The organism is Novosphingobium rhizovicinum (assembly GCF_040813635.1).
GTDB classification, from domain to species: domain Bacteria; phylum Pseudomonadota; class Alphaproteobacteria; order Sphingomonadales; family Sphingomonadaceae; genus Novosphingobium; species Novosphingobium rhizovicinum.
Genome location: NZ_JBFNXR010000019.1, coordinates 351,524 through 374,200 on the forward strand (window position 1 = coordinate 351,524; position 22,677 = coordinate 374,200).

Sequence of the window (22,677 nt, forward strand, 5' to 3'; positions counted from 1 at the left end):
GCCCTCGCCGCGCCAAGTTGCGGCAAGTGGTCCCCCCGCCTAAACGACCCTACCATGGGAGCGCCGTCAATCGATATCGCAATTCTGGGTGGCGGCCTTTCAGGCGGCCTCATCGCGCTTGCCTTTGCCGCACGTCGGCCGGACTTGCGAATCGCCGTCTTCGAACAGGGTGAACGCTATGGCGGCGATCACGTCTGGTCCTTTTTCGAGAGCGACATTGAAGACGGCGGCGAACTGCTGGAGCCTCTGATTGCGGCGCGATGGCCGGGCTACGAGGTCCGCTTTCCCGGACGACGACGGCACCTGACCACGCCCTATCGCAGCATCACCAGCGAGCGGCTTGACACGCGGCTGCGTGAGGCGCTGCCCGCAGCAAGCCTGCTGACGGGGGCGCGCATCACCGAGGTTTCCGCCCAAAGCGTGACCCTTGCCGACGGGCGCACCTTTCAGGCCGGTGCCGTGATCGACGCACGCGGCGCATCGGGACTGCCGCACATGGTGGGAGGCTGGCAGAAGTTTCTGGGGCAGATGCTGCGGCTAAGCCAGCCTCACGGGCTGGACAAGCCGATCGTCATGGACGCCACGGTGAGGCAATTCGATGGCTACCGCTTCGTCTATGCCTTGCCGTTTTCGGCCCACGACATCTTTCTTGAAGACACCTACTACGCCGACAGTCCCGCTCTGGATCGTTCAGCATTGCGCCAGCGGATCGCGGACTATGCCGCGCGAGAAGGGTGGCAGGTGGAACGCGTCGAATATGAGGAAGCCGGTGTCCTGCCGGTGATCGCCGCTGGGGATTTCGACGCGTTCTGGCACGCTGCAGCGCCCGATGGGACCGGCCGGGCGGGAGCCAGAGCCGGGCTGGTTCACCCTCTGACCAGCTATTCACTCCCGATTGCGCTTCGTTTTGCCCTGCACCTTTGCACTCTCGACAAACTCTCTGCCGAAGCCGTAGGGCGAGCCTGTCATGCATGGGCACGCGAGCACTGGCGCGGGGGGCGCTTCTACCGGATGTTGACGCGCATGCTCTTCGGCGCCGCCGCGCCAGATCAGCGATACAAGGTACTCGAAAGGTTCTATGGCCTGCCCGAGCCGCTGATCGAACGATTTTACGCCGGACGCTCCAATCACACCGACATGCTGCGCGTTCTGGCAGGCAAACCGCCTGTCCCTGTGGGAAGAGCGCTTGCCAGCATTATGGGACAGGGACGCCCGCTCGCCCCGCTGGGAGACCGTACATGAAGCGCGCCTGTGTCATTGGAGCCGGCTTCGGCGGGCTCGCTCTTGCGATCCGGCTGCAGTCCGCCGGCATCGCCACCACTCTCGTGGAGGGGCGCGACAAGGTGGGAGGGCGTGGCTACGCCTGGGAGCGGGAGGGCTTCACGTTCGATGCCGGGCCAACCGTAATCACCGATCCGGACTGCCTTCGCGAACTGTGGGCTCTGTCGAGCCACAATATCGCTGACGACATCGAACTGATGCCGGTCATGCCGTTCTACCGGCTCAACTGGCCTGACGGCACCGTGTTCGACTACTCCAACGACGAGCCGGCTTTGCGGCGCGAGATTGCCCGCTTCGCCCCCCAGGACCTCGCGGGGTACGAGGACTTTCTGGAGTATTCGGCGGGCGTATACCAGGAAGGCTACATCAAGCTGGGCCACCAGCCCTTCCTGGACTTCGCAAGCATGGTGAAGGCCGCACCCGCGCTTGCCCATTACCAGGCGTGGCGATCGGTTTATTCGATGGTCTCCCACTTCGTGAAGGATGAGCGGCTGCGGCAGGCGCTCTCGTTCCACACCCTGCTCGTCGGCGGCAATCCGATGACGACCAGCGCCATCTACGCTCTGATCCACAAGCTGGAGAAGGACGGCGGTGTGTGGTGGGCAAAGGGCGGTACCAACAAGCTGGCGCAGGCGATGGCGAAGCACTTCGAGCGGCTGGGCGGCGTCGTGCGCCTTGCCGACAAGGTCGTGCAGATCCACACCATCGGTGACCGCGCGACCGAGGTGGAGACCGCAAGCGGCTGGCGCGAGCGCTTCGACGCGGTCGCCTCCAACGGCGATATCATGCACACGTACCGCGATCTGCTCTCCGGCAGCCCGCGGGGCCAGCAAATGGCGAAGTCGCTCTCCCGCAAGCGCTTCTCGCCCAGCCTGTTCCTCGTCCATTTCGGACTGGAGGGGACTTGGCCGGGCATTCCGCACCACACGATCCTGTTCGGCCCCCGCTACAAGGGGCTGCTGACAGATATTTACCAGCACGGCGTCCTGCCGCGGGACTTCTCGATCTACCTGCACCACCCCACCGTCACCGACCCTTCGATGGCGCCGCCGGGCAAGAGCACGTTCTACGCGCTTGTGCCCGTCGCCCACATGGGCAAGCTCCCGATCGACTGGGACGAGGTGGGTCCGGTGCTGGCCGGGCGTATTCTGGACGAAGTGGGCCGCCGCCTCATCCCCGATATTCGCGATAGAATTGTGACGCAGTTCCACTATGCGCCCACGGATTTCGCGGCCGACTTGTCCGCCCACCTGGGGAGCGCGTTCAGCCTTGAGCCGATCCTCACTCAAAGCGCCTGGTTTCGGGGCCACAACCGCGATGACAAGCTGAAGAACGTCTATCTTGCCGGAGCTGGTACGCATCCCGGCGCGGGCCTCCCCGGCGTGATCGGAAGCGCCAAGGCCACGGCCAAGCTCATGCTGGAGGATCTGAAGTGAAGCGCCTGGCTGTCTACTGTGGTTCCGCCACTCCGGCGGATCCCCGCTACGTGCAGCTTGCACGTGACGTTGGCACGACCTTGGCGCGCGAAGGCATCGGCATCGTCTACGGCGGCGGCAGGCTTGGCCTCATGGGGGCGCTCGCCGGCTCTGCGCTACTGGCGGGCGGCGAGGTCATCGGCGTCATCCCCGAAGCGCTCGTCCATGGGGAAGTAGCGAACTACGACTGCGAGCTGACCGTGGTCGGCACCATGCACGAGCGCAAGGCCGCCTTCACCGACCTGTCGGACGGCTTCCTTGTTCTGCCCGGCGGCGTCGGCACCATGGACGAGTTGTGGGAAGCGGTGAGCTGGGCCCAGCTAGGCTATCACAGCAAGCCAGTCGGCGTATTGAATGCATTCGGGTTCTATGACGGACTGCTCGCGTTCAACCGGCATATGGCCGAAGTAGGGTTCGTCCGCCCGGCGCATCAGGGCATCATCATGGCCGAGCGCGAGCTCGACCTGTTGCTGGAGCGGATGCGCGCGCATGAACCCCCGCAGACCATCGTGGCGATGGATCCGCGCACGTTGTGAATCCCGATGCCGGCCCCTCCACTTTCGCCGAAGTAGCCCTGCCGCGCACGCGCGAGGAACTCGTAAGGGCAGCGCATGAGTCGATCCGCAAGGGTTCTGCCAGCTTCCGCGCCGCGAGCCGCTTGTTCGATCGCACCACGCGTGAGCGGGTCTGGCTGCTCTACGCCTGGTGCCGCGCCTGCGACGACCTTGCCGACGCACAGGATCACGGCGGAGTACTGGGAGAAGCTCTTGCCCCCGAAGCGCGGCTGCCCACCATCCGCACTCTGACCGAGCTTGCCTTCTCGGGCGCCTGGACCGGCAATCCGGCCTTCGACGCGCTGGGGCAACTGGCTCGAGAGGTGCCGGTCACCCACGCAATGGCCGAGGATGTCATTGCCGGCTTCGCGCTGGACGCGGCGGAATGGCGGCCACGCAGCGAAACCGACCTGCTGCGTTACTCCTATCACGTCGCGGGGGCGGTGGGCGTGATGATGGCAACCGTCATGGGCGTTCCGGCGGACGATGAGGACACGCTGGACCGCGCTTGCGACCTCGGAATCGCATTCCAACTCAACAACATCGTGCGCGACGTGCTCGAGGACGACGCGGCAGATCGGCGCTACCTTCCCATCGAATGGAACGTCGAAGAGGACATTCCTCCCGGAGAGCTCACCAAGCCGCACTACCGCGCAGCGCTGGTGCGCATCGTGTCGCGCGCATGCGCTCTGGCGCGAAGCTACGAGGCTTCGGCTCGTGTAGGCGCGGCGCGGCTGCCCTTCCGCCAACGTTGGGCGATCCTCTCCGCAGCGAACATCTATGGCGCGATCGGGCGCCAGGTGGAGCAGCGCGGCGCCCATGCCTGGGACCATAGGGTGCGCACGACACGTTCGCAAAAAATGAGCCTTGTGCTCTCCGCGGCAGTCGAGGCCGCACGCAATCGCCCTGCTCCTGCTCCTGTCCCGCGTCTGTCACGAAGGGAACTTGCCGCGATCGCCAGAGGGCAAACACCGGGTCGGATCAAAACGCAGATCTGACATTATGCATCGACCGGAGCAATGAAGCGGCCCCTGCGTTAGCCTCACAGGCAAACAGGGAACTGGACATGCTTTATACGATAGCGGCGATACTTTTCCTGCTCTGGCTACTCGGCCTTGTGGTGTTCAAGGTTGGCAGCGCCATCATCCATCTTCTGCTGGTGATCGCCCTTATTGTCGGGCTGGTACAACTCTTTCGCGGCCGCCGAATGTAGTCGCCTCTCCTGAGGCTTCTTACACTCCGACCGTCGGGCGGGAGGGCGCGTTCAACCGGCGGAACAGCACCCCACGCTCTGAATAGAGCACGAGAGCCAGAGCGATCAGGCCCGCAAGGGTCATCGCTGCCAGGAGAGGCCTTGCAGTGCCGTCATAAGCCTGACCGATCAGCGTGCCCAGCGTAGCGCCGAGCAGAAGCCGTACGAACGCCATCACCGAAGCCGCTGCGCCGGCCGTGCGAGCGAAGGGCTGGAGAGCGATCGACTGATAATTCGAACCGATGAAAGACATGAGGCACATGCTGATCGTCATCAGGGGAACGAAAACCCACAGGCTCTCACCAGCCATGGCCCACACAAGGTGCACGCCGGCCACGATCACGTAAGCTATCGTTGCGGTGTGGGATACCCGCCGGGCGCCAAATCGCTCCACGATGCGGGAGTTGACGAAGTTGGTGCCCGACATGACCAGCGCCATGCCGCCAAATACGAAGGGAAACAGCACGCCAGCGCCAAAGTGCTCTGCGATCAGCTGCTGCGAGCTGTTGATGTAGCCGAACAGCGCCCCTTGCACGAAGGACGCACCCAGGAAATATCCCAAGGCGGAACGGCAGCGCACCGCCGCAACCATATTGATGAGGATAGTGCGCGGCATGATTGTCTGCCGGTGATCGTCGTGGAGCGTTTCAGGCAGGCGCATGAAGGTCCAGAACGCCACGCCTGCCGCAAGCCCGGCCATGACCCCGAATATCCAGCGCCAGTCGGCAACCAGAAGCACGGCTTGCCCAACCGTGGGCGCCAGCATGGGCACGACCATGAAGGTCATCGCGACCAGTGACTGGACTCGTGCCATTCGGTCACCGGAAAAGCGATCACGGATGATCGCCATCGGCATCACCATCATCCCGGATGTGAAAAAGCCCAGCACCGCCCGCAGGATCAGCAGCGCCGTGAAGTCTGTGACCAGTGCAGAAGCCAGAGACAACGCGACGTAGACGCCCAGACAGGTGAGCACCACCGGCCTTCTTCCGAAACGATCTCCCAGCGCTCCCGGAAAAAGCGAGCCCAAGCCGCTGAAGATCAGGAAAATGCCGATCACAAGCTGACGCTCGTTGGGATCGGTGACCCCCAGATCCTGGGAAATGTTGCCCAGTGCGGGCAGCATGACGTCGATCGCCAGCGCCTGGAGCGCCTGGATAGCCGCCATGAGGCAGACGAACTCGACTTCGCCGAAAGGTCTTGGAGGATTTTGGCGAGCGCGCATCCGGCAGCTCATGGCGCAATGCCGCAAGTCTTGCCAGCCCAAGTTCCGGGCAAAGCACGATTTCCGAAAAAGCGCATAACAACACGGCATTACGGCCTCGGCCCTTTGGCGGATTCGCAAGCTGCGCTATCCTGCACGCCCATGGCGACTTCGCAGACGATCAGCGTGGATCAGGAGGCCAGCGACGAGGCCGGTCTGCGCAAGATCATCCACGTGGACATGGATGCCTTCTTCGCCAGCGTCGAGCAACGCGACGAGCCTGAGCTTCGTGGGAAGCCGCTGGCGGTTGGCGGCTCATCCGGGCGCGGCGTGGTCGCTGCGGCCAGCTATGAGGCGCGCGCATTCGGCGTGCGCTCTGCCATGCCCTCCGCCCGCGCGGTGCGACTTTGCCCGCAGTTGCTGTTTCGTAAGCCGCGCTTCGACGTCTATCGAGGGGTGTCGGAACAGATCCGCGCCATCTTCCGCGACTACACCCCGCATGTGGAGCCCCTTTCGCTCGACGAAGCCTATCTGGATGTCACGCACGATCTGAGGGGCATTGGTTCTGCAACCCGCATCGCACAAGAGATCCGGCGGCGCGTACGCGAGGAAACCCAGCTCACCGCCAGCGCGGGTGTCTCCTACAACAAGTTTCTGGCCAAGCTGGCCAGCGATCAGAACAAGCCGGATGGACTCTGCGTCATCCGGCCCGGGGAAGGCGCGCAGTTCGTGGCATCGCTCCCGGTCAGCCGCTTCCACGGCGTCGGCCCTCGCGGCGCAGAGAAGATGGCGGCGCTGGGCATCAGGACCGGTGCGGATCTGGCGGCTCACGACCTCCCGTTTCTGCGCGCGCACTTCGGCAGCTTCGCAGAATACCTTTTTCGCGCGGCGCGAGGCATCGACTTGCGGCAGGTCCGCGCCAATCGCGAACGCAAGTCTGTCGGCGGAGAGCGGACGTTCTTCGAAAACATCGTGGACCCCGATGAACTGCGCGGGACGATGGATCGCATCGTCGATATCGTCTGGGAGCGGATCGAGCGCGCGGGAGCACCCGGCGCCCCGGTGCAAGGCCGAACGGTCACGCTCAAACTGCGCTATGCCGACTTCCGCACTCTCACCCGAGCCCGATCGGTAAGCCCCTGCGTGGCCGACAAGGCGATGTTCGCCTCTCTTGGCCGCAGCCTGCTGGAGGAGATGATGCCGCTGCCCCAGCCAGTACGCCTGATGGGGCTCACGTTGTCCTCGCTGCAACGCGAGCCACAGGCCGAGTCAGGCGGAGGAACAGACGGTCAGTTGCTGCTGCTTTGAGCTGCCCGCCACGCGGCGATCCATCCGTTGAGACCTCTTTCCACCCGAGGAGAGAGGTCTTCGGGCAACAAGTCGAGCGCGAACCAGCGCGCCTCCTGCACTTCGCGCAGATCGGGCCGCAGTGCACCAGCGGCACGGCCGACTACCACGTGCACGACGTTGTACGCACCCGAAGGCCGTTCAACCACCTCCGCCACCTTCAACGCCTCAGTCAATGTGCAGGCGGTCTCCTCGGCGAGCTCCCGGTGTGCCGTGGCGACAGGGTCTTCCCGGCGAGCAACGCTCCCGCCGGGCGCGACCCAGTGAGGTGAGCCGTACGTCTGCCGAATGAGCAACACCCGGTCGTCAGCGTCGAGAGCGATGACCCTGCATCCATGAACCGTCGGCCGTAGCGTACGCCACCACAGCGAGCGCGCAAGGTGCGCGAGACGATAGAGACAGCGATGCAGTGGCGCCGGGATCAGGTGGAGCATGTTATCCTTCGCCTCTCAAACCCGATGCGCGATGGCCGCATCATCGGCCTCCATGACGTCGGACATCCGGCACCGAAAGAGTCTCAGGCCAGGATTTCTCGCAGGAACCAGGCGCGCTGCTCGGCCTGATCGGTCCAATCGTCAACGATGCCGTCAGTGGCGTTGTCTCCTGCCTCTTCGGCGGCGGCCTTCACTTCGCGCAGCTTGGCGATGAAAGTGTCGTTGTCCTCCGCCAACTCCTTGACCATCGCCATGGCATCAATGCTGGTATCGTCCTGCGCCTTGATCTGGGTCTTGGCCGCAATCGCGCCGGGACTGGTCAAAGTGGTGCCACCCTGCTTGCGAACCCGCTCGGCGATCAGATCGGTTAATGCAAAAACCTCGGTCGCCTGTGTGTCGAACAGCAGATGCAGATCATGGAACTGGCGTCCGCGCACGTGCCAATGGAAGTTCTTGGTCTTGATATAGAGGGCGAAAGCATCGGCCAGCAGTCCATTCAGACTGTCGATCAAAGCTGCCTTGGCGTTGTTGGTCATATTGCGTGCCTCCGGTTATCGTGAATGACGCGATACGATTATAACCGCTCTGAGAGATGGGAGTTCGGCGCAAAAGGGCGATTACAGTAAGCCACGAACTCTCAGGAACATGGCGACGGCTACCAGCAGCAGCAAGCCGCCGACTACGCGGCGCAATACGCTTACCACCCGAGTGGGGAATGCCTGGGGGTAAGTCCAGGCGACGAGCACCAGCAACAAGCCAGCCAAGCCGCCCCCCAGCCCCGCTGCGAACGGCGCCCCCGTCCCCACGGCAACGCCGAAAAGCGTGAAGCGTGCGGCGTCCGTGAGTTGATGTGCGGTGAGCACGATTGCCAGAGCACCAAGCGAACGGGTCGGCTCACGCGGGTCGGCACGAGGCGAAAGAAGAAGCGATTCCAGCCCCGCCAACCCCAACGCAATGGCGGCCAGCACAGGCCGCGCTGGCGGCGCAAGGATAGCAAGCACCTGATCTGCCGCGTAAGCTGCGCCGGCACAAGTGAGCGCCGCCAAGCTCAGGCTGACGACAAGAACGCCTGAACGCTTTCCCTGCCTGCGCGTCAGCGCTGCAATCGTCACCTGATCGCGCGCGGCGATGCCTGACAGCAAGACTGCGATCAGCGCAAGATAGAAAGCCCCCATCGCTGCAAGCATGAGCCTGCACGCTGCGCAATTCAACCATCGGTGGAACCACCTTCCCCTCCGGCCCGTTCGACGTGTGCGCGGGGGACGCACTTAGATGCAGTCTTGCGCGCGGCATGCAAAATGCCACACTGAAGGGGCGATGACGATCCTATCACCTAGCATATCGCCAGCCGACGGCCCCGCACCTGCTCTCTCCGCTCCACCCCAACTCGATACTGGCAGGGGAACTGCCCTGTTTCTCGATTTCGACGGGACTCTCGTGGAACTGGCCGAGCATCCCCAGGATATCGTGGTGGCTCCCGCCTTGCCCCATCTGCTGACTGCCCTCTCGGAGCGTCTGGACGGACGGCTTGCGGTGGTCAGCGGCCGTTCTCTTGCCATGCTGGACGATTTTCTGGGGCCCCTCCCCATCGGCATGGCCGGTTCCCATGGCGGGGAATTCCGTCCCGCCGGTTCATCCCAGGTCCAACCCTTGGCCAAGCCGCTGCCGCCGGCGGTGAGTGCTGCCCTGTCCTCTTTTGCTCAGCAAAACGGCGGTCTGGTATTCGAAGCAAAGCCATTCAGCGCTGCCGTGCATTACCGCAATCACCCCGAGATTGCAGAGCAACTGGTCGGTTTCGCCACGACCCTGAGCGCGGAACACGGACTGGCGATCAAGCATGGCAAGATGGTGGTCGAACTCGCGATGCCGGGATCGGACAAAGGCAGCGCGGTCAGGCATTTCATGGAACGCGCACCCTTTGCGGGATCTCGCCCCCTTTTCATCGGAGATGACGTGACCGACGAAGACGCTTTTGCTGCCGTACGCCAGTTCGATGGCGGGGGCGTCCTCGTCGGTGCGATGCGCGCAACGGCTGCTTTGTGGCGCCTGGAGAATGTTTCGGCGGTGCACCGCTGGTTGGAGAATGCAGCTTGAGTACGACTGCCCCGGAGTCCTCGCTCGAACTCTGGCCCATCGGCAACTGCCAGGTATCCGGCCTGATCGACCGCCGCGGGGCGCTGGTCTGGGGCTGCGTCCCGCGTGTAGACGGCGACCCCGCTTTTTGCGCGTTGTTGCGCGGGGAGAATGGCCAGGACCTTGGCAGTTGGCGGTTCAGCCTGGAAAACCAGGTCTCCGTTTCCCAGGAGTACGTGCGCAATACGCCCATCCTGCGCACCCGCCTGGAAGACGAGAGCGGCGGGAAGGTCGATGTGTTCGACTTCTGCCCGCGCTTCGAACGCTCGGGCCGCATGTACCGCCCGGTCGCGTTTGCGCGGATGGTTCGACCGGTTTCCGGCTCACCAAGACTGAAGATCACGCTCACGCCCATGAGCGGCTATGGCTCGCAAACAGCCCCGCTCACGCACGGGACGAACCACATCCGCTATCTGAACGACCGGCACGCGCTGCGTCTCACCACCAACGCGCCCGTCGGCTACATCCTGGACGAACGGGCATTCCGGATTGAGAAGCAGCTGGCCTTCTTCCTCGGACCGGATGAACCCTTCGTTGGCAACATCAGCCACGAGCTCGACGCGATGCTGCGGATGACCGAGAGCTACTGGCAGCACTGGGTGCGCGGCCTGGCCACGCCGATCGACTGGCAGGAAGCGGTCATCCGCGCAGCGATCACGCTCAAGCTGTGTCAGCACGAGGAGACCGGCGCAATTGTCGCTGCCCTCACCACTTCCATACCCGAGGCGCCGAACACTCAGAGAAACTGGGACTACCGCTACTGCTGGATCCGCGACGCGTATTATACCGTGCAGGCGCTGAACCGGCTCGGCGCTCTGGACGTGCTGGAGAAGTACCTCGCCTATCTGCGCAATCTGGTCGACGATGCACACTCCGGAGTGATCCAGCCGCTTTACTCCGTCAGTGGAGCACGGGAGATCATCGAGTGGGAGGCAGAAGCCCTGCCCGGCTACCGGGGCATGGGTCCGGTCAGAGTGGGCAACGCCGCCTACTATCAGGTGCAGCACGATTGCTACGGCCAGATCATCATCCCCAACATTCAGGCCTTTTCGGACCACCGCCTGCTGCGCATGGGCAACGTGGAAGACTTCATAAGCCTGGAGAAAGTGGGCGAGCTCGCCTGGAAAATGCACGACCAGCCCGACGCAGGCCTTTGGGAACTGCGCACGCGCACCGCAGTTCACACCTACTCGGCGGTGATGAACTGGGCGGCGTGCGACAGGCTGGCCAATGCGGCCCAGGTGCTGGGATTGGGCGATCGGCAACTTGTCTGGCGAGAACGGGCCGACACGATCCGAAGCAACATAGAGAACGGAGCGTGGCACAAGGCGTGCGGCCACTACGCCGCCACCTTCGGCGGGAAGGAGCTTGACGCAAGTCTGCTGCAGCTGGTCGAGCTGCGCTACGTCGCTGCCGACGATCCTCGCTTCCAGGCCACCCTGCAGGCGGTTGAGCGCACTTTGCGGCGTGGCGAACACATGCTGCGTTATGCAAACGAGGACGACTTCGGGCTGCCAGAAACAGCGTTTAACATTTGCACCTTCTGGCTGATCGAGGCACTGCATCTCGACGGGCGCGATGAAGAGGCGCGAGCGCTGTTCGAGGCCATGTTAGCCCATCGCACAGCTTCGGGCCTGCTCTCCGAGGACATGGACTTCGAAACGGGCGAACTTTGGGGGAACTTTCCGCAAACTTATTCGCTTGTGGGTATCATTAACTGTGCCGGACTGTTGTCACGGTCATGGCGCGACTGGCGGTAGTCGGAACCGTTTTTGATTTTCCGACAGCTGCCGGTGCCCTCGCCTTCCATAGAAGAGCAACGGCGGCGAAGGGCTGTTGCGCTGATATGCAAGGGGACTGAAATGAGCAGGCTGATCGTCGTTTCGAACCGGGTCTCAGTCCCGAAGGCGATGGGCGCTGCCGGAGCACAAGGTGGGCTCGCCGTCGCCCTTTCGGCTGCGCTGCGCGAACACCGGGGCATCTGGTTCGGTTGGTCCGGCAAGGAGACCGAGACATTCACCGGTCATCTGGACATGCAGCGCAACTGTGACGTCACGACGGCGACGATCGATCTCGAGCCGCAGGATATTGACGAGTACTACAACGGCTACGCCAACCGGACTCTGTGGCCGCTGTTCCACTATCGTATCGACCTTACCGAATACGACCGGAGTTTCGATGAAGGGTACGAACGGGTAAACGCACGCTTCGCCGATAGCGTGGCGCCTCTTATCGAGCCTGAAGATCTCGTCTGGGTGCATGACTACCATCTGCTTCCACTCGGCTCGATGCTGCGGGAAAAGGGTGTCACCAATCGGATCGGCATGTTCCTGCACATACCCTGGCCACCCACGCGCCTGTTTGTCTCGCTCCCCAATCACGAGCAACTCGTGGCATCCATGCTGCACTACGACCTCATCGGATTTCAGACCGAAGAGTGGCTCGACAGCTTTACGCATTACGTCAAAAAAGAAATGGGACTGCCAGTCGCCGATGATGGCACGATCGAATACCAGGGTCGGCAGATCCTCGCTCGCGCTTTCCCGATCGGCATCGACTACGAGGAATTCACCGAGGGCGCGCGCAGCGCAGAGGCGCGTGAGGCTCACGACAGATTGAAGAGCAGCGTGCGCGGCCGCAAGATGCTGATCGGCGTCGACCGGCTCGACTACTCCAAGGGTTTGGGTGAGCGGTTCGACAGCTTTGGCCGCTTCCTCACCGATAACCCGGACATGGCAAAGGACGTCGTGCTGTTGCAGATTGCGCCGCCATCCCGTGAAAACGTGGCGAGTTATCAGCAGATCCGCCACGATCTGGAACGTAAGGCGGGACATATCAACGGAGCGCATGCAGACGTGGCGTGGGTGCCGATCCGCTATGTAAACCGCGGTTATCGCCGGACTGAGCTCGCCGGCTTCTACCGCGCGGCGGACATCGCGCTCGTCACACCCCTCCGCGACGGCATGAATCTGGTTGCGAAGGAGTACGTTGCCGCACAGGACCCGGAAGACCCGGGCGTGCTGATCCTTTCGCAGTTCGCAGGCGCCGCCCTGCAACTTACAGATGCTGTTCTGGTCAATCCGCACAGCACGGAGGAAGTGAGCGACGCGATCGAACGCTCGTTACGCATGCCGCTCGAGGAACGCCGCCGCCGCCATCAGGCTCTGCTGAACTCCATTCGTGAAGAAGATGTCGTCGATTGGCGCGAAGCCTTTGTCGCCACTCTTCAGGGCAAACGCACGACAGAACCGTCTCACGCCGAGCCGTTTCTTGCCGCCGACGAAACTTCGTAGCAATTGCAACAGGCTGCAACCGTCCTTACATAATCCGCATTTAAAGAAGGCGTTGCAAGCAAGGGCGCCGCTCGTGCCCCCCTTGCAAACGACCCGAACTTGGGAAGCCCCGCATCTGGGGTGCAGGATTACTGATGGCTATTTACGGCGAATGCATCGGCGGGCTTACGCGCGTGCCCGTCACGATTTCGGCACTGGGAGGCGATGGTTGTGATTTTCAGCCTGAGGCCAGCGACTGCCTGATCGACGGTCCACTGGACCTGTGGATTGGCGCTGTCGGGCCCTTTACGGTGACGACCGAGAAGAACGCGGGCGGGCGCTACCGCGCGCGCTTCCGTGAGCCGCTGGATCAGCGGATCATCGCCCACTTCACTCAAGGCTGACTAATCCATTCGAGGTGGTCGGCGGCGAGGTGCCCCCCATCTGCGCATGCGCTTGATCTTAAAATCGCTTGCCACGCGTCCACGGGATGGCAAGTTAGGAGCGGGGCGGAAGACAGCGGAATACGCTGACCGGTTCGCGCCTGATCTGGCCAGCTTGGCGCAAGAGCGTCGGGCTCACAAGCGATGGAAAGACGTGCCCCTGCCCACTGCCCCCAAGTCCCGCATCTGCAGGCGCGAGCAGGATCACCCCGAGCATCCTTATTGCCCCCCTGCTAAACGCCAGGCGGCATGAGCGAACTGTATTACTCACTGGCGGGCGCGCTGGTCGGCTTCCTCGTCGGCATGACCGGTGTGGGCGGTGGCTCACTCATGGCCCCGATCCTCGTGTTGGGCTTCGGCTTCGCACCGGCCCTGGCGATCGGAACGGACCTCTGGTTCGCCACTCTCACCAAGTCCGTAGGCGGGATCGTGCACCGGCGCTTCGGCTCGCCTGATTGGAGAGTCATCGCTCGCCTTGCACTTGGCAGCGTGCCTGCCGCGATCGTGACGGTGATCTATCTCGGCTCAGAGCACGGGGGCGAACTCGATGCCGGGCTACTGATGAAGCTACTGGGCTTGATGCTGGTGCTCACGGCCGTGATCGTCCCTATGAAGCACATCATTCATTCGCCCGTAACCCGGCTACGAGTGCTGCTCGGGCCACGCATCGGCGCACTGCAGGTCGCGTTGACGGTGATTGCAGGTGTGGTCGTAGGCTGCCTCGTCACCTTGACGTCGATTGGTGCCGGAGCACTCGTCGCCTTGATACTCATGTTGATCTACCCGCTGCGGCTCAATGCGAAGTCCGTTGTCGGGACAGACATCGTTCACGCCATTCCTCTCGCCCTCATCGCCGCGGTGGGACATTCCTGGCTGGGCAACGTGGACTGGTCCTTGCTGGGCATGCTCCTGATCGGTTCTATCCCCGGCGTGATCGCCGGTTCACTCGCGGCTGGGCGCGTGAGTGAGACGCTTGTGCGCATCACCCTTGCAGGGATGCTAGGCTTTTCGGGACTGAAAATGCTTCTTGCCTGAGCGGCCACCAACCGGCTGTTGCCATTTGAGTAAGGCCTCAACATAAGCAAACCGCCGGGCGCGCGGGGCGGCCGGGAAAAGCCTGACGGATCGAAGCCATGCAAAGACCTCCCGTGCTGGTAACCGGCGGTGCCGGCTATATCGGCAGTCACGCTGTCCTCGCCCTTGTGGATCGAGGCTGGCCGGTCTGCGTGATTGATAACCTGACCACCGGCTTTCGTTTTGCCATTCCCGAAGGCGTACCGTTCTATGAAGGTGACATAGAAGACGACGCTCTGCTTGCGCGCATCTTCGCCGAGCAAAAGGTGGGTTCGATCATGCATTTCGCCGGCTCGATTATCGTGCCGGAATCGGTAGAAAACCCGCTGAAATACTACCACAACAACACGGCCAAGACCCGCGCTCTCATCGGAGCGGCGGTCACGTCCGGCGTTCCGCACTTCATCTTCAGCTCAACCGCTGCGACCTACGGCGTTCCAGAGGTCTCGCCGGTGACGGAGGACAGCCCCAAGGCGCCCATCAATCCGTACGGCATGTCCAAACTCATGACCGAGTTCATGCTGGCCGATACGGCGCGTGCGCACGCATTGAACTATTGCGCGCTTCGCTACTTCAATGTCGCGGGCGCCGACCCTCAGGCGCGCACCGGCCAGTCCACCGCAGGCGCAACTCACCTCATCAAGGTGGCCGTCGAAGCCGCTCTGGGCAAGCGTGAGTACGTCGGCGTGTTCGGCACCGATTTCGACACGCCCGATGGCACCGGGGTGCGGGACTACATCCACGTGACGGACCTTGCCGAAGCACACGTCCTGGCGCTCGAAGCGCTGATCGCCGAACCCGCACGGTCGCTGACGATGAACTGCGGATACGGCCGCGGCTTTTCGGTCCTGGAGGTCTTGGACGCTGTGGACCGCGTGACCAACCAGATTATCGACCGGCGCCTGCAGGACCGGCGGGCGGGCGATCCGGACTCGTTGATCTCCGACAACAGTCGCATCAAGGCTACCCTGCCTTGGCAGCCCCGGTATGCGGATCTTGAGACTATCGTGAGCCATGCCCTTGCGTGGGAGCGCAAGCTGACTGGCCTGCGCGGCGGCGCCTGAGCATCTCGGCTGCACAAAGCAAACGTCCCTCATGGCCAAGCTGTACTTTTATTATGCGAGCATGAACGCGGGCAAGTCTACCAACTTGCTGCAAGCGGACTTCAACTATCGCGAACGCGGGATGGCGACGATGCTCTGGACAGCGGCCTTCGACGGACGCGGTGAGCACCACGCGATCGCAAGCCGGATCGGGCTGGGCGCGGACGCCCATCGCTTCGATGACGCGACGGATCTTTGGACAGCCGTTACGACCAGCCACGGCGCAGCTCCGCTTTCGTGTGTCCTGATCGATGAAGCGCAGTTCCTCTCGCCCCAGCAGGTCTGGCAATGCGCGCGCGTGGCCGACTTTGCGAGCATTCCCGTTCTGTGCTTCGGGTTGCGCACCGACTTCAAGGGACAGCTGTTTCCCGGATCGGCGACCCTGCTCGGGATAGCAGATGAGTTGGTAGAGCTTAAGGCCGTGTGCCACTGCGGCCGCAAGGCAACGATGAACTTGCGCGTCGATGCGGAAGGGCAGGCAATCCATGAGGGTGACCAGACGCTGATCGGCGGGAACGAGCGCTATGTTGCTTTGTGCCGCATGCACTTCGCCATGGCCCGCAACGGTTGGTCGCCGCTGAAGACGGACTGAGGCCATCGTGCTGACAAACAGTTGCAACCCTGCGGATTGCCGCTACCGGTCCGGAGCAGAAACCGGGCAGGCTGCCCGTGCGGAAAGTCGGGAAACAAGCGAGGACATGACTGGATGAAGCGACCTGGGGCCGCCACAATCATGTGTCTTCTGATGGCGACGGGCTGCGCACCGAGCTTACGCGGTCCCAACGTCCTGACGGGGAGCGACGCCTACAGCCTCGTTCCCGCTACGGATCCGCAAAACGCGGTCGCCACCGATTACGTTATCGGTGCTCAAGACAGCATCAACGTCGAGGTTCTTTACGAACCCGACATCTCCCGCAACGACGTGGCGGCGGGTGCGGACGGCACGGTGGCCCTGCCTCTCATCGGCCAGGTGCGTGCGGCAGGGCTCACTGCGGCGCAGTTGTCCGAAGTGCTGCGCGAACGCTATCTCCGGTACTATGTAGACCCCCGCGTGATGGTCAGCATCGCCCAGTCGGCATCGCACAATGTCAACGTGCAAGGCGCGGTTCAAAAGCCTGGCATCTATCCCCTTCGCGGGACCACCACCTTGCTGGACGCGATCGCGCTTGCGAGCGGTGAGGGTTACACTGCCTCGCTCAGCCAAGTCGTCGTCCTGCGCGCAATCGAGGGCGAGCGGCATGCGGCCCTTTTCGATCTGAACCGTATCCGCCGGGGCGAGGATCCTGATCCGGCGCTTCAGGCCGGTGACGTCGTGGTGGTGGGGAGTTCCAGCATCAAGGAACTACGCCGCGACATTCTTCGAGCAACGCCGATGCTCAACATTTTCACTTTGTTCTAAGGCAGGACAACCGATCTCATGCGTCGTGCACCTGCACAATTTCGGAATGGACCCGTGGCGGACGGCGATGGCGCCGTCACGACCGAGCGCGCGAAGCGGCCCTTCGCCACGCCGGTGTCGCGGCTCCGCACCAGTTGGGCGCTGATCTACCGAAACCGGGTCGCGATCCTGCTGATCGTCGCGGCATCCCTTCTGATCGGCCTTGCCTTCGTGCTGTTCATGCCGCGCGTTTATCAGGCGACCACAAGCGTGCAGGTAGAGGCTCCGGTCGCGCCTCTTGCCAGCTCTGACGAGAGTCACCGGCGAAGTGGGAGCGATGTTGAGCGCTACCTCCACACACAAGTCGAGGTACTCAAAAGCCGCGCCATGGCACAACGCGTGGCAGCGCGGCTCGATCTCGCTAACTCCGATGAATTCAGCGCCGCAGTACCACTGAACGTATCGAGCGCCTCGGCCGCCGAACAAGAAGATCAGGTTGTGCAAGCCTTGCGCGAACACCTGTCTGTGGACCTGCGCGATAACTCTCAAATTGTGCAAATCGCGTTCCGCAGCCGCGACACTCAGACTGCCGCCAAAGTGGCAAACGCTTACGCCGAGGAATATGCGGCCGCCAACATCGAGCGCGCCGTGTCTGCCGGTGATTACCCACGCAAGCTCCTCCAGGAACAGCTCAGCCGCGCAAAGGACCGCCTCGACGCGGCAGAACGCGCCCTGGTCAACTACGTGCGCGCCTCTCAACTCATCGATCCCGGCTCGACAGCTCGCGGAAATGCTGACGGCAGTGCGGCAGGATCGCTGATCACAGCGGACCTGGCGCAGTTGAAAAGTGCTCTCATAGACGCGCGGGTCGCACGTATTCAGGCGCAGCAGCGTTGGGAGCAGGCCCAGAACGCACCCGCGACTTCCCTCAGCGAAGCATTGTCGAACCCCGCGATGCAACAGCTCCTGCAGCGGCAAGCGGAGCTGAAGGGCACTCTTGGACAAATGCGTGAGCACATGCGCCCGGATCATCCCACTGTTCAGCGGACAATGGCCGAACTGGCGGTAACTGACCGGGAGCTCCGCGCCCTTGGAGACGACATTCGCAATTCCGTGCGCGACGAATATCTGACCCGGCAGCGGCAGGAGCAGGCGCTGTCCGAACAGGCGCGCGCACTTCGCGGGGATATTCTTGCCCAGCAGGATCGCAGTGTTCGCTACGACAGTCTGCGCAGGGAAGTCGAAACGAACCGCCAGACCCACGATGGGCTGCTGCGCCTTTACACCGAGCTGACCGGCCTCGCCGCCACCGGATCGAGCAATATCAGCGTGATCGATACTGCCGAACCGCCCCTGACACCAATTTCACCCCGCCCTTTACTGACCATGCTCGCTGCGCTGGCTGGCGGCCTGCTGCTGGCGGTGCTGTACGCTCTGGGTCACGAAAAGCTGGACGACACGATCCTCGATCCGACGGACGTCGAGACCAAGCTGCACCTCCCGCTGCTGGGCGTTGTACCGGAATACACCGGTGACAGTCTGCACGAGGCGATGCACGGGCAATCCGCCGAACGCGCCTATTATCTCGACCACTCCGCGCTGGAGCTGTCATCCAGTAAGGAGCTACCATCCTCGCTGCTGATCACCAGCAGCAGAGAGGGCGAAGGCAAGAGCGTCACCGCCTTCGTTATGGCTCGGGACCTAGCCCAACTCGGGCGAAAGGTTCTCCTCGTCGACCTCGACCTGCAGCGTCCGGCGTTGCATCACTTCCTGAACGTCGCGTTCGACGCACCGGGCCTGACGAGTGTTCTTGGTAACAAAGCTGCGGCGGCAGACGCGATCGTCAAAGGGGCCGACGGTTTGCCGGACTTCCTGGCAAGCGGGCCCCGCGCGCCTAATCCGGGTGCGCTCATCATGCGCCCGGCGCTTGAAGAGCTGCTCGACAGGCTGGCAGGCGAGTACGAGATCGTCATACTTGACGGCCCGCCGGTTACAGCCTGGACATTGGCTGCGAGGCTCACGGCATTGGCCTCGGCCACGGCATTCGTGACAGAGGCAGGTGCAGCACACTTTGGGCAAGCCCGAGCCGCCGTATCGCGCCTGAGCAGGGCTCACGGCAATCTCGTGGGCTGCATCGTGACCAAGTACAACGCGCGGAAGGTCGGCTACACCGAAGCTGGCGATTTTTACGGTTCTGCAAACGCCACACAGGGCTAGCTGTCTGGTTGCGGAAGGTCATTGGGATCAGGTATGACGGGCGATCGCGGAGTACGCGTGGCGCTTTGAAGCTTTGATTGGTGAGGTCCTGTAATGCCGCAGATCCATCCCCAAGGCCGAACGACGCCAGCGGTGCGTGCAGAGACTGCACGCTCCGTTTAGCCCGCCAGCATCGTCGCCAAGCGTTACGGCATCAGCGATGAGACGGTGCGCAAATGGCGTAAGCGCCGCGAGCATGCATGTCGGGACCGTTCACGTCGTCCTAAGCGCCTGGCCTTGCGAGTAACCGAGGAGGAGCGTGCCATCACCTGCGCGGTTCGTTGCTCTACAGGCTTTGATCGACGACTTGACCTTCGTGCTGCGCCACTTTCTGCGCCATCTCAACCGTGACAGTATTTACCGCGTCCTCAAGGCAGGGGGCCTCAACCGCCGCCCGGAAAAGCCGAAGCTGCTGCCTGCCAAGGGCCAAGGACACTTCAGGCACTATGATCTCGGCTTCGTCCATATCGACGTCAAACATCTGCCGAAGCTGCGCACTGTCGACGGCGAACTGCGCAAGCGCTATCTCTTTCTCTACGTTGCCATCGACCGCTGCTAGCGCTTCGTGCATCTCGCGGTATATGACCCTGAGAACGCCGCCAATGCGGTCGCCTTGGATGGGCTACCGCAAGCTCTCGGCTCGACCGCGCAATCATGGTCAGCGCAGCGAGGACATCGCCATTTTTAGAAAGACTTCCCCGAACGTCTGGCGCAAATTCCGGCGGCGCCTCCCCAAAGGAACCCGTATAGAGCTGTGGTGGCAGGTGCTATGAGGACGGACACCGAGTGAAGGAAGGTTCACTATGGCGGCGTCCTCATACCAGGGAGCCGCATCCTGGCGTTCCAGAGCAATACTACCCTTGTTGCACTAGAGTTGAGCAATTCAGTATGGCTGGTCGGCACGCGATCAGCCGGCGCCCAGAAAAGCCGCATGCATCGGATCAGCGCGGGCGACACGGCTGCGCTGCTGACGCTTTTCGACAGGCTTCGCTCACATCAAGCGGTATTCGAATCTCCGGTGCCGATTACCTGCTGCTTTGAGGCAGGGCGAGACGGATTCTGGATCCGTCGGCTGCTGACAGACAATGGCATTCCGACCTACGTGGTCGAGCCGACCAGCATTCTTGTGAACCCACGAGCGAAGCGGGCTAAGACCGATCGCCTCGATGCCGAAGGACTCTTGCGGGTGCTCGCCGCCTAGTTAGCGGCGATAGTCAGATCTGCAGCATGGTCCAGGTGCCCTAGCCTGAGGAAGAAGACCGCAAGTGTATCAATCGGGAGCGCGAGCATCTTGTGCAGGACAGGACGCGGCTAGAGCGATTTGAGATTGCACGTATTCACGTGATCTGAGTCTAGGGTACCGGTTGAGCAGGGAGGCTGTGATGACGATACCTTTGTCCCAGGATTTGCGGAAGCGGTTGGTCCGCGCGGTCGAGGAAGGCAGTTCGGCGAGGGATGCAGCGGCACGGTTCGAGGTGAGCGCGTCGGCTGTGATCAAGCTGGCGTCAGCGGCAGCAAGAATGCCGCACAAACAGGCCGGACATTATGAAAGCAACCGATCAAACCCGTCCCGACAAAATGCCGTTGTCAAGGGGGAGTTTTCTAATCGCGGCGCCTTCGTCAAGCCCTGCTCCATCTACTACGCCCGGGTCACGGTTCTCTACGCGGTCGGCATTGGCCGCCGCAACATCTGGTCCGCCCCGGAAGCGTAGGTGCTGCAAGGTCCACAACGGGTTTGCGTTCGTGGCGCACCCAAGGCCCGGTACCGCGCAGTCACCTATACCCTCGCCCGAGGGCGACAGTAGCCTCCGGCGAGTGCCGGACTAACTCGATGTGTCAGGCCAGCGCGTCACCGCGACGGTCACCCGGACCGCGGCACATTGTCATCAGCTCGACTCAGACCGCGATTACTCGAGGTCCACATATGAATCAGAACCTTGCACGCGTGGGAATCCCTTGTGTCAACGCGGCCTCGGATAACTTACTGCCAGCGAGCTATCCGCGCGATGTACCGTTGCTGGCGCCCCCGCAGACATCTCCTACTGCTTCGCCTATATCGCGGCCGAGCACGATGCGATGCGCGCTTACGAGGTCTGGCTCGGCCTGAAGGAGTTCTGCGCACCAGTGGGAGTGTCACAAAGTGAGCTGCGCGTTTCGTTCCTCACGTATCTGGACACCTTTGCCAGCATCCGTAGGGGGCAAGCGGCTTCCGTTCATGTCGTCGCCTTGAAGGAAACTTACCCCTGCCTTCCAGCGGCCAGACAAGCCACTCCTCCAGCTGCGAAAGCGGCACCGCCATCGAAGGCCGCGAGAAACAGCAAATAGCCAGCAAAGGACGTGACCCAGAAGGTCAGAGCACCGCGTAGATAGAAGCTCCAACCAGCAGCCAAAGAGCGCTTGTCGCTCCGGCAATTACAGCCATCCGCTGGCGGATCGGCAGCTTTTCCTCTGCACGCACTTCACCATAAGCCTCAACGAGTCTCTGCTGCAGCGCGCGAGCATGGGCATTCGCGGAAGGACTGCCGGCGATGTAACCGCTATCACCTCCGAGGCGATGCTCCCGTTCGTCGTCGCACCTCTCGTGGATATCGACGTCGATCTTCCGCTGGGCGTACATAAAGTTCTCCGGCTACAGGCAGCGGTATGCCGTGCACGGATTGCCATGGCTTTAACTCGATTGGTTAAGGCTCGCCTAATTAGCTGGACCGTTGCGCCTATTCCGCCCCTCGCCCTACCCCCCTGCTCCTCACTAGCTGTCTGGTTGCGGAAGGTCATCGGGATCAGGTAAGATGGGCCATCGCGGAGTACGCGTGGCGCTTTGAAGCTTTGATCGGTGAGGTCCTGTAATGCCGCAGATCCATCCCCAAGGCCGAACGACGCCAGCGGTGCGTGCAGAGATTGCAAGCTCCGTCGAGCCGCCAGCATCGTCGCCAAGCGTTACGGCATCAGCGATGAGACGGTGCGCAAATGGCGTAATGAGGCTTGTGCGCGGGTGAGCGTAGACACGTTCGTTGATTGCTGATTCTATGGCTTTTCCGCAGAGGGAGAGCAGCAGGTGTCGCATTGTTCGATTGGTCAGGAGCGGTTCGGTTTTGCTGGACGTGCACGGTCGGCCGGAGCGTCGCTGGACGAATTTGGCGAGCTGATCGACTGGGCTCCTGTCGCCGCTCTTCTGGATCTGCTCTATTCGGCAACAGCACCTTGAACATCGCGACCGGGTCGAAGGCGGGGCGACCGCCCTTGGTGCCATCGCTGTAGCCGAGCCCCTTGGTCAACAGCGGCCGAAAACTTTCAAGCTCTACCGTGCTCGCGAAAACCTCCAGCGGATCGCCGTCCTTGCTCAGCCGCTCCAGGTGCTCCGCTAGCGAAAACAGGCTGCGTGGGTGCATCAAACCTCCCCGTCCAATGCACCGAATGAATCATAGGAAGGGCCTCAAAGCGAGAGGTTTTTGCGGGTGTCCAGGCGCGAGG

At 62.5% G+C, this 22,677-nt stretch carries 22 protein-coding genes and 5 pseudogenes; 21 read left to right on the forward strand and 6 right to left on the reverse strand.

Features of this window, described 5'->3' with window-relative positions; translation table 11 throughout:
• Positions 1–54: 54 nt before the first annotated feature.
• The 5 genes from crtY to ABUH87_RS04550 all read left to right on the forward strand — a co-directional run bounded on the left by crtY (position 55) and on the right by ABUH87_RS04550 (position 4,523).
• A complete protein-coding gene (gene crtY, locus ABUH87_RS04530) occupies positions 55–1,242 on the forward strand; it encodes a lycopene beta-cyclase CrtY (protein ID WP_367770206.1) in 1,188 nt (395 codons plus the stop codon).
• Complete coding sequence (locus ABUH87_RS04535; protein WP_367770209.1) at positions 1,239–2,717, forward strand: phytoene desaturase; 1,479 nt, start codon at positions 1,239–1,241, stop codon at positions 2,715–2,717. Before crtY ends, ABUH87_RS04535 begins: the two co-directional genes overlap by 4 nt.
• Positions 2,714–3,292 (forward strand): LOG family protein, encoded by a 579-nt coding sequence (locus ABUH87_RS04540; protein WP_367770213.1) that lies wholly within the window; start codon positions 2,714–2,716, stop codon positions 3,290–3,292. Before ABUH87_RS04535 ends, ABUH87_RS04540 begins: the two co-directional genes overlap by 4 nt.
• Positions 3,293–3,330: 38 nt before the next feature.
• Positions 3,331–4,308: a phytoene/squalene synthase family protein gene (locus ABUH87_RS04545; RefSeq protein WP_367770361.1), complete on the forward strand. Its 978-nt coding sequence runs from the start codon at positions 3,331–3,333 to the stop codon at positions 4,306–4,308.
• A gap of 68 nt (positions 4,309–4,376) precedes the next feature.
• On the forward strand, positions 4,377–4,523 hold the full coding sequence (locus tag ABUH87_RS04550; RefSeq protein WP_367770216.1) for a lmo0937 family membrane protein: 147 nt from the start codon (positions 4,377–4,379) through the stop codon (positions 4,521–4,523).
• Between the two features lie 19 nt (positions 4,524–4,542).
• Here ABUH87_RS04550 and ABUH87_RS04555 read toward each other — a convergent pair whose 3' ends face one another.
• Positions 4,543–5,787, reverse strand: a complete 1,245-nt coding sequence (locus ABUH87_RS04555; RefSeq protein WP_367770219.1) for a multidrug effflux MFS transporter — start codon at positions 5,785–5,787, stop codon at positions 4,543–4,545.
• 141 nt (positions 5,788–5,928) lie between these two features.
• On the opposite strand from ABUH87_RS04555, the gene dinB reads away from it, so the two are divergent.
• On the forward strand, positions 5,929–7,074 hold the full coding sequence (gene dinB, locus ABUH87_RS04560) for a DNA polymerase IV (protein ID WP_367770222.1): 1,146 nt from the start codon (positions 5,929–5,931) through the stop codon (positions 7,072–7,074).
• On the opposite strand, the gene ABUH87_RS04565 is transcribed toward dinB, so the two are convergent.
• From ABUH87_RS04565 to ABUH87_RS04575, 3 genes are all read right to left on the reverse strand, one after another.
• On the reverse strand, positions 7,056–7,547 hold the full coding sequence (locus tag ABUH87_RS04565; protein WP_367770225.1) for an NUDIX domain-containing protein: 492 nt from the start codon (positions 7,545–7,547) through the stop codon (positions 7,056–7,058). The genes dinB and ABUH87_RS04565 overlap by 19 nt on opposite strands.
• Positions 7,548–7,630: 83 nt before the next feature.
• On the reverse strand, positions 7,631–8,083 hold the full coding sequence (locus tag ABUH87_RS04570; RefSeq protein WP_367770229.1) for a Dps family protein: 453 nt from the start codon (positions 8,081–8,083) through the stop codon (positions 7,631–7,633).
• An 81-nt stretch (positions 8,084–8,164) separates the two neighbouring features.
• Positions 8,165–8,734 (reverse strand): hypothetical protein, encoded by a 570-nt coding sequence (locus ABUH87_RS04575; protein WP_367770232.1) that lies wholly within the window; start codon positions 8,732–8,734, stop codon positions 8,165–8,167.
• Positions 8,735–8,864: 130 nt separating this feature from the next.
• Here ABUH87_RS04575 and otsB point away from each other — a divergent pair, with 130 nt between their 5' ends.
• The 13 genes and pseudogenes from otsB to ABUH87_RS04640 all read left to right on the forward strand — a co-directional run.
• Positions 8,865–9,641: a trehalose-phosphatase gene (gene otsB, locus ABUH87_RS04580; protein WP_367770235.1), complete on the forward strand. Its 777-nt coding sequence runs from the start codon at positions 8,865–8,867 to the stop codon at positions 9,639–9,641.
• On the forward strand, positions 9,638–11,440 hold the full coding sequence (locus tag ABUH87_RS04585; protein ID WP_367770238.1) for a glycoside hydrolase family 15 protein: 1,803 nt from the start codon (positions 9,638–9,640) through the stop codon (positions 11,438–11,440). The genes otsB and ABUH87_RS04585 overlap by 4 nt, the downstream gene beginning before the upstream one ends.
• Positions 11,441–11,542: 102 nt before the next feature.
• Positions 11,543–12,973 (forward strand): alpha,alpha-trehalose-phosphate synthase (UDP-forming), encoded by a 1,431-nt coding sequence (otsA, locus tag ABUH87_RS04590; RefSeq protein ID WP_367770241.1) that lies wholly within the window; start codon positions 11,543–11,545, stop codon positions 12,971–12,973.
• A 134-nt stretch (positions 12,974–13,107) separates the two neighbouring features.
• Positions 13,108–13,356, forward strand: a complete 249-nt coding sequence (locus tag ABUH87_RS04595) for a hypothetical protein (protein WP_367770244.1) — start codon at positions 13,108–13,110, stop codon at positions 13,354–13,356.
• Positions 13,357–13,644: 288 nt separating this feature from the next.
• The gene (locus ABUH87_RS04600; RefSeq protein ID WP_367770247.1) at positions 13,645–14,430 is read left to right on the forward strand and encodes a sulfite exporter TauE/SafE family protein; all 786 of its coding nucleotides are present in this window, start codon (positions 13,645–13,647) and stop codon (positions 14,428–14,430) included.
• 98 nt (positions 14,431–14,528) lie between these two features.
• A complete protein-coding gene (galE, locus tag ABUH87_RS04605) occupies positions 14,529–15,533 on the forward strand; it encodes a UDP-glucose 4-epimerase GalE (RefSeq protein ID WP_367770250.1) in 1,005 nt (334 codons plus the stop codon).
• A 31-nt stretch (positions 15,534–15,564) separates the two neighbouring features.
• Positions 15,565–16,164, forward strand: a complete 600-nt coding sequence (locus ABUH87_RS04610) for a thymidine kinase (protein WP_367770252.1) — start codon at positions 15,565–15,567, stop codon at positions 16,162–16,164.
• 114 nt (positions 16,165–16,278) lie between these two features.
• Positions 16,279–16,971, forward strand: coding sequence for a polysaccharide biosynthesis/export family protein (locus ABUH87_RS04615; protein ID WP_367770255.1), 693 nt, complete (start codon positions 16,279–16,281; stop codon positions 16,969–16,971).
• A 54-nt stretch (positions 16,972–17,025) separates the two neighbouring features.
• On the forward strand, positions 17,026–19,167 hold the full coding sequence (locus ABUH87_RS04620) for a GumC family protein (protein WP_367770270.1): 2,142 nt from the start codon (positions 17,026–17,028) through the stop codon (positions 19,165–19,167).
• 93 nt (positions 19,168–19,260) lie between these two features.
• Positions 19,261–19,762: pseudogene (locus ABUH87_RS04625) on the forward strand (transposase family protein); the annotation flags it as partial.
• Between the two features lie 279 nt (positions 19,763–20,041).
• Positions 20,042–20,523: pseudogene (locus ABUH87_RS04630) on the forward strand (transposase); the annotation flags it as partial.
• Between the two features lie 101 nt (positions 20,524–20,624).
• Positions 20,625–20,918: a hypothetical protein gene (locus ABUH87_RS04635; protein WP_367770273.1), complete on the forward strand. Its 294-nt coding sequence runs from the start codon at positions 20,625–20,627 to the stop codon at positions 20,916–20,918.
• A gap of 283 nt (positions 20,919–21,201) precedes the next feature.
• A pseudogene (locus ABUH87_RS04640) lies at positions 21,202–21,531 on the forward strand (Rap1a/Tai family immunity protein); the annotation flags it as partial.
• Between the two features lie 25 nt (positions 21,532–21,556).
• Here the strand turns inward: ABUH87_RS04640 and ABUH87_RS04645 are convergent.
• Positions 21,557–21,823 carry a hypothetical protein gene (locus ABUH87_RS04645; protein WP_367770276.1) on the reverse strand — a complete coding sequence of 89 codons (267 nt, stop codon included), beginning with the start codon at positions 21,821–21,823 and terminating at the stop codon, positions 21,557–21,559.
• 229 nt (positions 21,824–22,052) lie between these two features.
• On the opposite strand from ABUH87_RS04645, the pseudogene ABUH87_RS04650 reads away from it, so the two are divergent.
• Both ABUH87_RS04650 and ABUH87_RS04655 read left to right on the forward strand, forming a co-directional pair.
• Positions 22,053–22,192 (forward strand): annotated as a pseudogene (locus ABUH87_RS04650) (transposase); the annotation flags it as partial.
• Positions 22,193–22,261: 69 nt separating this feature from the next.
• A complete protein-coding gene (locus ABUH87_RS04655; RefSeq protein WP_367770279.1) occupies positions 22,262–22,411 on the forward strand; it encodes a hypothetical protein in 150 nt (49 codons plus the stop codon).
• Between the two features lie 46 nt (positions 22,412–22,457).
• Here ABUH87_RS04655 and ABUH87_RS18460 read toward each other — a convergent pair.
• Positions 22,458–22,595, reverse strand: a pseudogene (locus ABUH87_RS18460) (IS5/IS1182 family transposase); the annotation flags it as partial.
• Positions 22,596–22,677: the final 82 nt, after the last annotated feature.

Coding starts and splice junctions, on each gene's coding strand:
- crtY (WP_367770206.1), top strand. CDS start 55: ATGGGAGCGCCGTCAATCGATATCGCAATTCTGGGTGGCGGCCTTTCA.
- ABUH87_RS04535 (WP_367770209.1), top strand. CDS start 1,239: ATGAAGCGCGCCTGTGTCATTGGAGCCGGCTTCGGCGGGCTCGCTCTT.
- ABUH87_RS04550 (WP_367770216.1), top strand. CDS start 4,377: ATGCTTTATACGATAGCGGCGATACTTTTCCTGCTCTGGCTACTCGGC.
- ABUH87_RS04555 (WP_367770219.1), bottom strand. CDS start 5,787: ATGCGCGCTCGCCAAAATCCTCCAAGACCTTTCGGCGAAGTCGAGTTC.
- dinB (WP_367770222.1), top strand. CDS start 5,929: ATGGCGACTTCGCAGACGATCAGCGTGGATCAGGAGGCCAGCGACGAG.
- ABUH87_RS04565 (WP_367770225.1), bottom strand. CDS start 7,547: ATGCTCCACCTGATCCCGGCGCCACTGCATCGCTGTCTCTATCGTCTC.
- ABUH87_RS04570 (WP_367770229.1), bottom strand. CDS start 8,083: ATGACCAACAACGCCAAGGCAGCTTTGATCGACAGTCTGAATGGACTG.
- ABUH87_RS04575 (WP_367770232.1), bottom strand. CDS start 8,734: ATGCTTGCAGCGATGGGGGCTTTCTATCTTGCGCTGATCGCAGTCTTG.
- otsB (WP_367770235.1), top strand. CDS start 8,865: ATGACGATCCTATCACCTAGCATATCGCCAGCCGACGGCCCCGCACCT.
- otsA (WP_367770241.1), top strand. CDS start 11,543: ATGAGCAGGCTGATCGTCGTTTCGAACCGGGTCTCAGTCCCGAAGGCG.
- ABUH87_RS04595 (WP_367770244.1), top strand. CDS start 13,108: ATGGCTATTTACGGCGAATGCATCGGCGGGCTTACGCGCGTGCCCGTC.
- ABUH87_RS04600 (WP_367770247.1), top strand. CDS start 13,645: ATGAGCGAACTGTATTACTCACTGGCGGGCGCGCTGGTCGGCTTCCTC.
- galE (WP_367770250.1), top strand. CDS start 14,529: ATGCAAAGACCTCCCGTGCTGGTAACCGGCGGTGCCGGCTATATCGGC.
- ABUH87_RS04610 (WP_367770252.1), top strand. CDS start 15,565: ATGGCCAAGCTGTACTTTTATTATGCGAGCATGAACGCGGGCAAGTCT.
- ABUH87_RS04615 (WP_367770255.1), top strand. CDS start 16,279: ATGAAGCGACCTGGGGCCGCCACAATCATGTGTCTTCTGATGGCGACG.
- ABUH87_RS04645 (WP_367770276.1), bottom strand. CDS start 21,823: ATGTACGCCCAGCGGAAGATCGACGTCGATATCCACGAGAGGTGCGAC.